Genomic DNA, 11646 nt, shown 5'->3' with positions numbered 1-11646 from the left:
TTTGCCGGATGCGACAACAACATCGTATCCGCTTACCCCGCAATCACTGATGCCGTTTACGCAGGTTCTCAATCACCGTCGTTAAATCCAGATCCTGATCCTGCAACAACACCAGCAGGTGATACATCAAATCAGATGCCTCGTTGGTCAGCTCAAAGCGGTCATGTACCGTCGCGGCTAGCGCAGTTTCCACGCCTTCTTCGCCCACTTTCTGCGCAATGCGTTTGGTGCCGCTGGCATACAGTTTGGCGGTGTAGGAGGTTTCAGGATCGGCAGATTTGCGCTCGGCGAGCAGTTGTTCCAGTTGATACAGGAACAACCACTGGTGAGCGGTGTTGCCGAAGCAGCTACTGGTGCCTTTGTGGCAGGTCGGGCCGATGGGATTCGCCAGCACCAGTAACGTGTCGTTGTCGCAGTCCGGCGCAATGCTCACTACGTTGAGGAAATTGCCCGACGTTTCACCTTTGGTCCACAGTCGCTGTTTAGTGCGCGAGAAGAAGGTGACTTTGCTGCTTTCGAGGGTTTTATCTAAGGCTTCCGGGTTCATATAGCCCAGCATTAACACTTCGCCGGATACCGCGTGTTGCACAATCACCGGCATCAGTCCGTCGGTTTTTTCCCAGTCCAGTTCGCGACGTTGTTGTTCTGTTAACATATCCTGATCTCCACGCCCTGTGTTGCTAGGTACGCTTTTAATTCACCAATATTGATTATTTGTTTGTGGAATACGGAAGCAGCCAGCGCACCGTCAACGTCGGCATCGCGGAAGGCTTCGAGGAAGTGTTCCATGGTGCCCGCGCCACCGGAGGCAATCAGCGGGACGTGGCAAACTTCACGCACTTTTTTCAGTTGTTCGAGATCGTAACCGTTACGCACGCCGTCCTGATTCATCATGTTGAGGACGATTTCTCCGGCACCGCGTTTTTGCACTTCCTGTACCCACTCGAGTGTTTCCCACTGAGTAACGCGGGTGCGGCTTTCATCGCCGGTATATTGATTCACATGATATTTACCGGTTTCGGCGTCGTACCAGGTATCAATACCGACCACAATACACTGCACACCAAAACGATCCGCCAGGCGAGTAATTAATGTCGGGTCCGCCAGCGCGGGGGAGTTGATGGAGATTTTATCCGCGCCAAAGGAAAGAATTTTGGCTGCGTCATCCAGCGATTTAATCCCCCCCGCCACGCAGAACGGAATGTCGATCACTTCCGCCACGCGTGATACCCAGCTTTTATCTACCACGCGTCCATCGCTGGAGGCGGTGATATCGTAGAACACCAGCTCGTCCGCACCTTCTTCGGCGTAGCGTTTTGCCAGTGGCACAATATCACCAATGATTTCATGGTTGCGAAACTGTACGCCTTTCACCACCTGACCATCACGAACGTCGAGACACGGAATTATGCGTTTTGCCAGCATGCGATGGCCTCCTTCACGGTGAATTTACCTTCCAGTAATGCACGACCGACAATTACGCCGCGCACGCCAGTACCACGCAGGGCAGCCACATCATCAATGTCGCCAATGCCGCCGGAGGACTGAAACGCCACCTGCGGATATTTGGCGCACACTTCTTCATATAAAGAGACGTTAGAACCTGCCAGCGTGCCGTCGCGCGAGATATCGGTACACAGCACATGTTTCAGTCCGACGGGCAGATAGGTTTCCACCAGTTGTTCCAGAGAAACGCCCGAGTTTTCTTGCCAACCGCTGACTGCTACCTGCTTGTTGCCTTGCTCGTCAATGCGGACATCCAGCGCCAGCACTAAGGCATCGGCACCAAAACGTTCAAACCAGCCTTTCACCATTTCTGGTGATTTCACCGCGGTGGAGCCAACCACCACGCGCGCAACGCCTGCTTCCAGTAACGCTGCCACGTCTTCTTCGCTACGCACGCCGCCGCCAACCTGCACAGGGACGTTAACGCCCGCGACCAGGGTTTTAATCAGCGGAATTTGTCGTTTAGCCGGATCTTTTGCCCCGGTCAGATCCACCAGGTGCAGCACTTCGGCACCTTGTGCGGCGTAATCCTGTAAGCGCGGCAGCGGGTCGTTACCGTAATCGCGCTGTTTGCCATAATCGCCCTGATGGAGACGCACCACGGTGCCGTCGATTAAATCTAATGCCGGAATAATCATCACATCTCCAGGAAATTTTTCAGCAACTTAGCGCCAGCGGCACCAGAACGCTCCGGGTGGAACTGCACGCCATAGAAGTTATCTTTTTGTACCGCCGCGGTGAACGGTTCGCCGTAGTTACACTGGGCGATGGTCCACGGATTGACCGGCATGGCGTAGCTGTGAACAAAGTAAAAGTACGCGCCGTCTTCAATCCCCTGAAACAGACGGTTGCCTGCCTGCGGGTAAACGCGGTTCCAGCCCATATGCGGCAGCGGCAAACCAAAGTCGGTCATTTTCGGCACGTCTTCGTCGATGATGCCCAGCAAATCGACACCGTTGCTCTCTTCGCTGCGCCGCCCCAGCAGTTGCATCCCTAAGCAGATGCCCAGCACCGGTTGGGTACAGGCTTTGATGAGATCAAACAACTCGCGCTCACGCACCTGGTCCATCGCCGCTTGCGCGGTGCCAACACCGGGTAAAAACAGTTTATCGGCCAGCAACACGACGTCCGGGTCACGGCTAACTTTGGGTTCATAACCGTGACGCGCAATGGCAGACTTCACCGAGTTCAAATTGGCGCAGCCGGTATCAAGGATCACCACGTTCATTACAGCACTCCTTTCGACGAGGGCAGGGTATCGCCTTCCACGCGGATGGCTTGGCGCAGGGTGCGACCAAAAGCTTTGAACAGGCTCTCTACACGGTGGTGGTCGTTTTTACCTTTGGTTTTCAGGTGCAGGGTCACGCCCATGGTGTATGAGAGCGAACGGAAGAAGTGCTCGATCATCTCGGTGCTGAGATCGCCCACGCGCTGGTAGGTAAACTCGGCTTTATATTCCAGGTGCGGACGACCAGAGATATCCAGCGCGCAGCGGGCAAGACATTCGTCCATCGGCAGCACAAAACCGAAGCGGCAAATACCGCGTTTGTCGCCAAGTGCTATTTTTAACGCTTCGCCCAGCGCCAGACCGGTATCTTCGACAGTGTGGTGATCGTCGATATAGAGGTCGCCTTTAACGTTGATTTCCATCCGGAAGCCGCCGTGGGTAGCAATCTGATCCAGCATGTGATCAAAGAAGCCAACGCCGGTGTTAATCTTGCTGCCGCCTTCGCGATCCAGCCACACCTGAACGTCAATCTGCGTCTCTTTGGTATTACGCACTACGTGAGCGTAACGATCGCGTTTAGTGAGCTGTTCGCCAATCATTGGCCAGTTCAGGGTTTCGCGGTCGTAGCGTAAACCATTAATGCCCATGTTTTCGGCCAGTTGAATATCGGTCGCGCGATCGCCAATCACATAACTGTTGGCACGATCCATCGCTTGCTCAGCCAGATAACGCTCCACCAGTTTTACTTTCGGCTTACGGCAGTCACACTCATCTGCGGGCAGGTGCGGACAAATCAGCACTTCATCAAACTGCACGCCTTGTGAGGTGAAGATCTGCATCATCAGGTTGTGCGGGCCATCGAAATCCGCCTGCGGGAAACTTTGTGTTCCCAGACCATCCTGATTCGTGATCATCACCAGTTTGTAGCCCGCTTTTTGCAGCTTCAGCAGTTCCGGGATCACGCCCGGTTCAAAGGCGAGTTTGTCAAAACGGTCCACCTGAAAATCACTCGGCGGTTCGCTAATCAGGGTTCCATCGCGATCGATAAAAAGATACTTCTGACTCATCAAACTTGCTCCGCACGTAAGGCGTCAATGACGCGCTGGCTTTCTTCACGGGTTCCGACGGTAATTCGCAGGCAGCCGCTTAAAGAGGGTTGTTTATTCTGATCACGTAAGATAATGCCCTGATCCCACAAAGATTTAAACACTGCGCTGGAGGCTTTAAAGCGCGCCAGAATGTAGTTGGTTTCAGAGTCGAAAACCTGCTCCACGCAGGGGATCTCTTTCAGTGCGCCAATCAGGTATTCGCGTTCAGCAATAATTTGCACTACCCGTTCACGCATGGCGAGGATTCCTTGCGGGCTTAACGCCTGGGCCGCAATATCGGCAACCGGTGTCGAGAGCGGGTAGGGGGCGATCACTTTCATCAGCAGGTTGATGACGTCTTCGTTTGCCAGCGTAAATCCGCAACGAAGCCCCGCCAGAGCAAAAGCTTTCGACAGTGTGCGCAAAATAGCCAGGTGCGGATATTCAGCCAGCCAGCCAGCCAGCGATGCCTGCGGGCAAAACTCGATATAGGCTTCATCGGCAACCACAATCGCCTTACCGCGGGTTAACTCCAGCAGGGTGCGAAAATCCTGCGGGTTGATCAGTTGCCCTGTCGGGTTGTTGGGGCTGCAAACATAGACCACTTTTACCCCGTCCAGCTTGTCGGAAATGCCCTGTAAGTCCAGTTGCCAGTTTTCCAGCGTCGGCACTGTGCGGCATTCGACACCAATGGTTTCGGCGCTAACGCTGTACATGCCATACGTTGGCGGACAGTAGAGGATGGCGTCTTTACCCGGTTCGCAAAAAGCGCGGATCAGCAGTTCAATACCTTCGTCCGCGCCACGGCTGACCAGCACCTGTTCCGGTTTTACGCCTGCATATTGCGCGTAATTGTCAATCACCGCTTTTGGCTGGCATTCCGGGTAGCGATTGAGCGTTTGCTGAGTAAGCTGAAACTCCACGGCTGTGGGATATTCGTTGGCGTTCAGCCAGACGTCGCCGTTACCGCCCAGACGACGCGCCGACTGATACGGCGTCAGGTTGCGGACGTTTTCACGCGCTAAATCGGTAATAGTCACGGTGCTCATGCTTGCTCCTTAAGGGCGTTAACACGCAAAGTAACGGCATTTTTGTGGGCAGTCAGGCGCTCGGCGGCGGCCAGTGTTTCAATGGTCGAAGCCAGCGTGGAAAAGCCTTCTTTCGACAGTTCCTGTACGGTCATGCGTTTCTGGAAATCTGCCAGCCCGAGGCTGGAACAGGTGGCGGTATAACCGTAAGTCGGCAGCACGTGGTTGGTGCCGGAGGCGTAATCACCTGCCGATTCCGGTGACCAGTCACCGAGAAATACCGAACCGGCGCTGGTAATGCCATCGACCAGTTCGCGGGCGTTGCGGGTCTGAATGATCAGGTGCTCCGGGCCGTACTGGTTGGAGATCTCCACGCACTGCGCTAAATCGTTGGTTACGATCAGGCGGCTGGCGCTCAGTGCCTGACGGGCGGTTTCGGCTCGCGGCAGTTCTGCCAGCTGGCGTTCGACGGCTTCGGCAACGCGACGCGCCATATCAGCATCAGGAGTCAGCAAAATCACCTGTGAATCCGGGCCGTGTTCAGCCTGAGAGAGCAAATCAGAAGCCACGAAATCCGGCGTTGCGCCGCTGTCGGCAATCACCAACACTTCCGATGGGCCTGCGGGCATATCGATCGCCGCACCGTCCAGACGCTGGCTCACCTGACGTTTTGCCTCGGTGACAAAGGCGTTGCCAGGCCCGAAGATTTTGTCCACTTTTGGCACGGATTCTGTACCAAACGCCAGTGCGGCAATGGCTTGTGCGCCACCGACGTTAAACACGTCCTGCACGCCGCACAGCTGCGCCGCGTAAAGAATTTCATCGGCAATCGGCGGCGGTGAGCACAACACTACTTTTTTACAGCCTGCTATACGCGCCGGAGTCGCCAGCATTAATACCGTTGAAAAGAGCGGGGCGGAGCCGCCAGGAATATACAAACCCACTGAAGCTACCGGGCGCGTAACTTGCTGGCAACGCACGCCTGGCTGCGTTTCGACATCTACCGGCGGCAGTTTTTGCGCAGTGTGGAAGGTTTCAATATTCTTTACTGCCACCGCCATCGCCTGTTTTAGCTCGTCGCTCAGGCGTTCGCTGGCGGCGGCGATCTCATCCGCAGATACCTTCAGCGCGGTAACCGTGGTTTTATCAAACTTCGCGCTGTATTCCCGCAAGGCCTCATCGCCACGCGTTTTCACGTTATCGAGAATATCGTTAACAGTGCGGGTAATGCTTTCAGAAGCGGAGATCGCCGGGCGCATTAACAGCTGGCGTTGTTGCTCCGCAGTACAGCTATTCCAGTCAATGATTGTGTTAAAGCTCATGGCGATCACTCCATCATCTTCTCAATCGGCAGGACCAGGATTGAACTGGCACCCAGCGCTTTCAGTTTTTCCATCGTTTCCCAGAACAGGGTTTCGCTGCTGACCATGTGCATCGCTACGCGTTGTTGATCACCTGCCAGCGGCAGAATGGTTGGGCGTTCGGCACCTGGCAGCAGGGCGATGACTTCATCCAGTCGGTCGGTCGGTGCGTGCATCATGATGTATTTTGATTCGCGCGCCTGGATCACGCCCTGAATACGCGTCAGCAGTTTGTCGATCAGTTGCTGTTTGGATTCTTCCATTTCGCCATCGCGTTGGATCAGGCAGGCTTTCGAGCGGTAGATAACTTCGACTTCGCGCAGGCCGTTAGCTTCCAGCGTGGCACCGGTGGAAACCAGATCGCAAATCGCATCCGCCAGTCCGGCGCGCGGCGCAACTTCGACAGAACCGTTCAGTAAGCAGGATTTAAAAGAGATACCTTTCTGGTCGAGATAACGCTTGAGCAGGTGAGGATAAGAGGTGGCGATACGTTTACCGTTTAAGGAGAGCGGGCCGTCCCAGGCTTCATCAACCGGCGTTGCCAGCGAAAGGCGACAGCCGCCGAAATCCAGACGACGCAGGGTAAAGTAGCGCGGATCTTCACCCTGGGCGCGGCGGTTAAGCAGCTCTTCTTCCAGCACGTTTTCGCCGATAATCCCAAGGTCTACCACGCCGTCCATTACCAGACCGGGAATGTCGTCGTCACGCACGCGCAGAATATCAATCGGCATGTTTTCTGCCATCGCGATCAGGCGCTGGGTGTGAAGATTAATTTTAATGCCGCAGCGCGCCAGTAATTCGCGTGAGTCATCACTTAAACGGCCGGATTTCTGCATAGCTATGCGTAAACGAGTGTTGTCTGTCATTTTCTTATTCCTCTTTAAACCTGTCTGAACCGTTATCAACCGCGCAATAAAAAAGCCCCCGGAAGGTGATCTTCCGGGGGCTTTCTCATGCGTTCATGCACCACTGGAAGATCTGAATGTCTTCCAGCACACATCGCCTGAAAGACTAGTCAGGATGATGGTGATGATGGTGGTGTTTAAATTGAACGCGTGTCATAAAAGTCTCTGTGAATGTTTATTCAACTGATGTCTTTTAACCTAAACCACTTTCACGTTAGAAAGCAAGGGCTTTTTTATATATTTTATGGCGATGGATTTGTTTAATAAATGAGCGGGGAAAGGAGGGGGCTAAGAGGACTGTCCTCTAACCTGACGGCACCAAAAATAGCGAAGCCTGGATTTTTCGTCTCACTGACAATGTCTTGATCTACAAACTAATTAATAAATAGTTAATTAACGTCTATCATTGTACAATGAACTGTACAAAAGAGGAGATTGACATGCGTACAATTAGTTACAGCGAAGCGCGTCAGAATTTGTCGGCAACAATGATGAAAGCCGTTGAAGATCATGCCCCGATCCTCATTACTCGTCAGAACGGAGAGGCTTGTGTTCTGATGTCACTCGAAGAATACAACTCCCTGGAAGAGACGGCTTATCTATTGCGTTCCCCCGCTAATGCCCGGAGATTGATGGACTCAATCGATAGCCTGAAATCAGGCAAAGGAACGGAAAAGGACATTATTGAGTGAAACTAATCTGGTCTGAGGAATCATGGGATGATTATCTGTACTGGCAGGAAACAGATAAGCGAATTGTTAAAAAGATCAATGAACTTATCAAAGATACTCGCAGAACGCCATTTGAAGGTAAGGGGAAGCCAGAACCCCTGAAACATAATTTGTCAGGCTTCTGGTCCCGACGCATTACAGAGGAGCACCGTCTGGTATACGCGGTTACTGATGATTCACTGCTCATTGCAGCATGTCGTTATCATTATTGAAGAGATTCATTCATAGAATGAATTGTCAGTTTTGATACGCTAGCGTAGCCTTATAGATCTAAGGTGTATCAGGAGATAACGGATGAAAAAGGTCGCAATTGTCGGGTTAGGGTGGTTAGGCATGCCGCTGGCGATGTCACTTTCAGCGCGAGGCTGGCAAGTCACCGGGAGTAAAACCACACAAGATGGCGTCGAAGCGGCCCGAATGAGTGGCATTGATAGCTATCTGCTTCGCATGGCACCTGAGTTAGTTTGCGATTCTGACGATCTGGATGCCCTGATGGATGCCGATGCGCTGGTCATCACGCTTCCGGCACGTCGTAGCGGCCCCGGCGATGAGTTCTATTTACAAGCGGTACAAGAGTTAGTGGATACCGCGCTGGCTCATCATATTCCCCGAATTATTTTTACCAGCTCAACGTCTGTCTATGGCGACGCACAAGGCGCCGTTAAAGAAACGACCCCGCGTAATCCGGTGACCAACAGTGGACAAGTATTAAAAGAACTTGAAGACTGGCTGCACAATTTACCCGGTACTTCAGTCGATATTCTGCGTCTTGCGGGCCTGGTCGGGCCGGAACGTCATCCTGGTCGCTTTTTTGCCGGAAAAACCGCGCCTGATGGTGAACATGGTGTCAATTTAGTCCATTTAGAAGATGTTATTGGCGCTATCACCCTGTTGTTACAGGCACCTAAAGGCGGACACATCTATAATATATGTGCGCCAGCTCACCCTGCGCGTAATGTTTTTTATCCGCAAATGGCCCGTTTACTGGGGCTTGAACCTCCGCAGTTCAGAAATAGTCTGGATAGCGGCAAAGGTAAGATTATTGATGGCAGCCGGATTTGTAATGAACTGGGATTTGAATACCAGTATCCCGATCCGCTGGTAATGCCGCTGGAGTAAACGATCACGCCAGCAGGACGCCGCATGCACTGCAAGGGGGCGTGTATGAAACCACTGCTGGATGTGTTGATGATCCTCGATGCCTTAGAAAAAGAAGGCAGTTTTGCGGCGGCGTCGGCCAAACTCTATAAGACGCCGTCCGCTCTGAGTTACACCGTTCACAAGCTGGAAAGCGACCTTAACATTCAATTGCTTGATCGTAGCGGTCACCGCGCTAAATTCACCCGCACCGGAAAAATGTTATTAGAGAAGGGGCGGGAAGTTCTGCATACCGTGCGAGAACTGGAAAAGCAGGCGATAAAACTGCATGAAGGCTGGGAAAACGAGCTGGTGATTGGCGTGGACGACACCTTCCCTTTTTCTCTCCTCGCGCCACTTATAGAAGCTTTTTACCAACATCATAGCGTGACGCGCCTGAAGTTTATCAATGGCGTGCTCGGTGGTTCCTGGGATGCCCTGACTCAGGGACGAGCGGATATTATTGTTGGTGCGATGCATGAGCCACCATCTTCCAGTGAGTTTGGTTTTTCACGGTTGGGTGATCTCGAACAAGTCTTTGCGGTCGCGCCTCATCATCCGTTAGCCCAGGAAGAAGAGCCGTTAAAACGTCGTATCATTAAACGATATCGGGCGATTGTGGTGGGGGATACTGCGCAGGCAGGCGCTTCTACGGCCTCGCAACTTCTCGACGAACAAGAAGCCATTACCGTTTTCGATTTTAAAACCAAGCTGGAGCTGCAAATTAGCGGCCTCGGCTGCGGCTATTTACCTCGTTATCTGGCGCAACGTTTTCTCGATAGTGGCGCGTTAATCGAGAAGAAAGTGGTCGCCCAAACTCTCTTTGAACCTGTCTGGATTGGCTGGAACGAACAGACCGCAGGACTTGCCAGCGCCTGGTGGCGGGACGAGATTTTAGCAAATAGTGCGATCACGGGAGTCTATGCAAATTCCACGCACCATAAATCAGCCGGTTAAAGAAAATTTTTTATGACAAGCCTCTCATTCTCTTGTCATTTACCCCCCATTTAGGCACAATGCGCCGCTGTCAAAAAATGACTAAAACCGACGTTTAATTAGCGTCGGTTATTTTTTGCTTCAAACCAATCATTCATACCAAGAGGCCGGGCTTCGTACCGGATAGATATTTACTAAAAATCGACAGTTGTTGTCGCTGAGGAATCCAAAAAAATGGGGCAATTTTTTGCTTACGCGACGGTTATTACCGTAAAGGAGAATGACCATGTCGCATAACGTTACTCCAAACACCTCTCGCGTGGAATTGCGTAAAACGCTTACGTTAGTTCCGGTTGTAATGATGGGTCTTGCCTATATGCAGCCGATGACGCTGTTTGATACATTTGGTATCGTTTCAGGCCTCACGGATGGTCATGTGCCGACAGCCTATGCGTTCGCATTGATTGCGATCCTGTTTACGGCTCTGAGCTACGGGAAGCTGGTTCGCCGCTATCCTTCTGCTGGCTCTGCATACACCTACGCCCAGAAATCCATTAGTCCGACTGTCGGCTTTATGGTGGGTTGGTCTTCTCTGCTCGACTATCTGTTCGCGCCGATGATCAACATTCTGCTGGCGAAAATCTATTTTGAAGCTCTGGTGCCTTCCATCCCATCGTGGATGTTTGTGGTGGCGCTGGTGGCCTTTATGACCGCCTTTAACCTGCGTAGTCTGAAATCCGTAGCGAACTTCAACACTGTAATTGTAGTGTTGCAGGTAGTGCTGATCGCGGTAATTCTGGGCATGGTAGTTTACGGCGTATTTGAAGGTGAAGGCGCTGGTACGCTGGCGAGCACTCGTCCGTTCTGGTCTGGTGATGCACATGTCATTCCGATGATCACTGGTGCGACGATTCTGTGCTTCTCCTTTACCGGCTTTGACGGCATCAGCAACTTGTCGGAAGAAACCAAAGATGCAGAGCGCGTGATCCCGCGTGCAATTTTCCTGACCGCGCTTATCGGCGGCATGATCTTCATCTTTGCAACTTACTTCCTGCAACTGTACTTCCCGGATATCTCTCGTTTTAAAGATCCGGAAGCATCACAGCCTGAAATCATGCTGTACGTTGCGGGTAAAACGTTCCAGGTTGGCGCGCTGATCTTCTCCACCATTACCGTACTGGCGTCCGGTATGGCGGCGCACGCAGGCGTGGCGCGTCTGATGTACGTAATGGGTCGTGACGGCGTATTCCCGAAAAGCTTCTTCGGTTATGTGCACCCGAAATGGCGTACTCCGGCAATGAACATCATCCTGGTTGGCGCGATTGCCCTGCTGGCAATCAACTTTGACCTGGTAATGGCTACGGCGCTGATTAACTTTGGTGCGTTGGTGGCGTTCACCTTCGTTAACCTGTCGGTTATCTCGCAGTTCTGGATCCGTGAGAAGCGTAACAAGACGCTGAAGGATCACTTCCAGTATCTGTTCCTGCCGATGTGTGGTGCGCTGACCGTTGGTGCGCTGTGGGTTAATCTGGAAGAAAGCTCAATGGTTCTGGGTCTGATCTGGGCGGCAATCGGTCTGATTTACCTGGCTTGCGTAACTAAGAGCTTCCGTAACCCGGTTCCGCAGTACGAAGACGTAGCGTAATCATCTTTTCTAATAATAAACCGGAGTCGAATGAATATTTGGCTCCGGTTTTTTTATTCTTTTTATCGAAATCCTCATTAA

The 11646-nt window shown here is 52.4% G+C and carries 15 protein-coding genes and 1 other annotated feature; of the genes, 6 read left to right on the top strand and 9 right to left on the bottom strand.

Annotated features, from left to right (window positions below; genetic code table 11):
• Positions 1-43: 43 nt before the first annotated feature.
• The 9 genes from hisIE to hisL form a co-directional block, all read right to left on the bottom strand.
• The gene (gene hisIE / locus EFER_RS10600; protein ID WP_000954914.1) at positions 44-655 is read right to left on the bottom strand and encodes a bifunctional phosphoribosyl-AMP cyclohydrolase/phosphoribosyl-ATP diphosphatase HisIE; all 612 of its coding nucleotides are present in this window, start codon (positions 653-655) and stop codon (positions 44-46) included.
• Positions 649-1425: an imidazole glycerol phosphate synthase subunit HisF gene (gene hisF / locus EFER_RS10595; RefSeq protein ID WP_000880158.1), complete on the bottom strand. Its 777-nt coding sequence runs from the start codon at positions 1423-1425 to the stop codon at positions 649-651. The genes hisIE and hisF overlap by 7 nt, the downstream gene beginning before the upstream one ends.
• Positions 1407-2144 carry a 1-(5-phosphoribosyl)-5-[(5-phosphoribosylamino)methylideneamino]imidazole-4-carboxamide isomerase gene (gene hisA / locus EFER_RS10590; RefSeq protein WP_000586444.1) on the bottom strand — a complete coding sequence of 246 codons (738 nt, stop codon included), beginning with the start codon at positions 2142-2144 and terminating at the stop codon, positions 1407-1409. Before hisA ends, hisF begins: the two co-directional genes overlap by 19 nt.
• Positions 2144-2734, bottom strand: coding sequence for an imidazole glycerol phosphate synthase subunit HisH (hisH, locus tag EFER_RS10585; RefSeq protein WP_001103560.1), 591 nt, complete (start codon positions 2732-2734; stop codon positions 2144-2146). Before hisH ends, hisA begins: the two co-directional genes overlap by 1 nt.
• Positions 2734-3801 (bottom strand): bifunctional histidinol-phosphatase/imidazoleglycerol-phosphate dehydratase HisB, encoded by a 1068-nt coding sequence (hisB, locus tag EFER_RS10580; RefSeq protein ID WP_000080093.1) that lies wholly within the window; start codon positions 3799-3801, stop codon positions 2734-2736. The genes hisH and hisB overlap by 1 nt, the downstream gene beginning before the upstream one ends.
• Positions 3801-4871, bottom strand: a complete 1071-nt coding sequence (gene hisC, locus EFER_RS10575; protein ID WP_000108922.1) for a histidinol-phosphate transaminase — start codon at positions 4869-4871, stop codon at positions 3801-3803. Before hisC ends, hisB begins: the two co-directional genes overlap by 1 nt.
• Positions 4868-6172, bottom strand: coding sequence for a histidinol dehydrogenase (gene hisD / locus EFER_RS10570; protein WP_015953522.1), 1305 nt, complete (start codon positions 6170-6172; stop codon positions 4868-4870). Before hisD ends, hisC begins: the two co-directional genes overlap by 4 nt.
• A gap of 5 nt (positions 6173-6177) precedes the next feature.
• A complete protein-coding gene (gene hisG / locus EFER_RS10565) occupies positions 6178-7077 on the bottom strand; it encodes an ATP phosphoribosyltransferase (protein ID WP_000131779.1) in 900 nt (299 codons plus the stop codon).
• Between the two features lie 46 nt (positions 7078-7123).
• Positions 7124-7247, bottom strand: a sequence feature (His leader region).
• A complete protein-coding gene (gene hisL / locus EFER_RS23020) occupies positions 7223-7273 on the bottom strand; it encodes a his operon leader peptide (RefSeq protein WP_001364200.1) in 51 nt (16 codons plus the stop codon). (Overlaps the previous feature by 25 nt.)
• 283 nt (positions 7274-7556) lie before the next feature.
• On the opposite strand from hisL, the gene yefM reads away from it, so the two are divergent.
• From yefM to plaP, 6 genes are all read left to right on the top strand, one after another.
• Positions 7557-7808 carry a YoeB-YefM toxin-antitoxin system antitoxin YefM gene (yefM, locus tag EFER_RS10560; RefSeq protein ID WP_001259255.1) on the top strand — a complete coding sequence of 84 codons (252 nt, stop codon included), beginning with the start codon at positions 7557-7559 and terminating at the stop codon, positions 7806-7808.
• Positions 7805-8059 carry a type II toxin-antitoxin system mRNA interferase toxin YoeB gene (gene yoeB / locus EFER_RS10555; protein WP_000767829.1) on the top strand — a complete coding sequence of 85 codons (255 nt, stop codon included), beginning with the start codon at positions 7805-7807 and terminating at the stop codon, positions 8057-8059. The genes yefM and yoeB overlap by 4 nt, the downstream gene beginning before the upstream one ends.
• Positions 8060-8141: 82 nt before the next feature.
• Positions 8142-8966 (top strand): SDR family oxidoreductase, encoded by an 825-nt coding sequence (locus EFER_RS10550; RefSeq protein ID WP_000754724.1) that lies wholly within the window; start codon positions 8142-8144, stop codon positions 8964-8966.
• 45 nt (positions 8967-9011) lie between these two features.
• Positions 9012-9941, top strand: a complete 930-nt coding sequence (locus EFER_RS10545) for a LysR substrate-binding domain-containing protein (protein ID WP_000803362.1) — start codon at positions 9012-9014, stop codon at positions 9939-9941.
• Positions 9942-10154: 213 nt separating this feature from the next.
• Positions 10155-10217, top strand: coding sequence for a membrane protein YoeI (gene yoeI, locus EFER_RS24095; RefSeq protein WP_010723108.1), 63 nt, complete (start codon positions 10155-10157; stop codon positions 10215-10217).
• Entirely contained in the window at positions 10207-11565 is a 1359-nt protein-coding gene (plaP, locus tag EFER_RS10540) for a putrescine/proton symporter PlaP (RefSeq protein WP_000019201.1), read from the top strand. The genes yoeI and plaP overlap by 11 nt, the downstream gene beginning before the upstream one ends.
• Positions 11566-11646: the final 81 nt, after the last annotated feature.

Source organism: Escherichia fergusonii ATCC 35469 (assembly GCF_000026225.1).
Classification (GTDB): domain Bacteria; phylum Pseudomonadota; class Gammaproteobacteria; order Enterobacterales; family Enterobacteriaceae; genus Escherichia; species Escherichia fergusonii.
The sequence above is the reverse complement of the archived record's forward strand: the minus strand, read 5'-3'. Positions and strand labels throughout refer to the sequence as shown.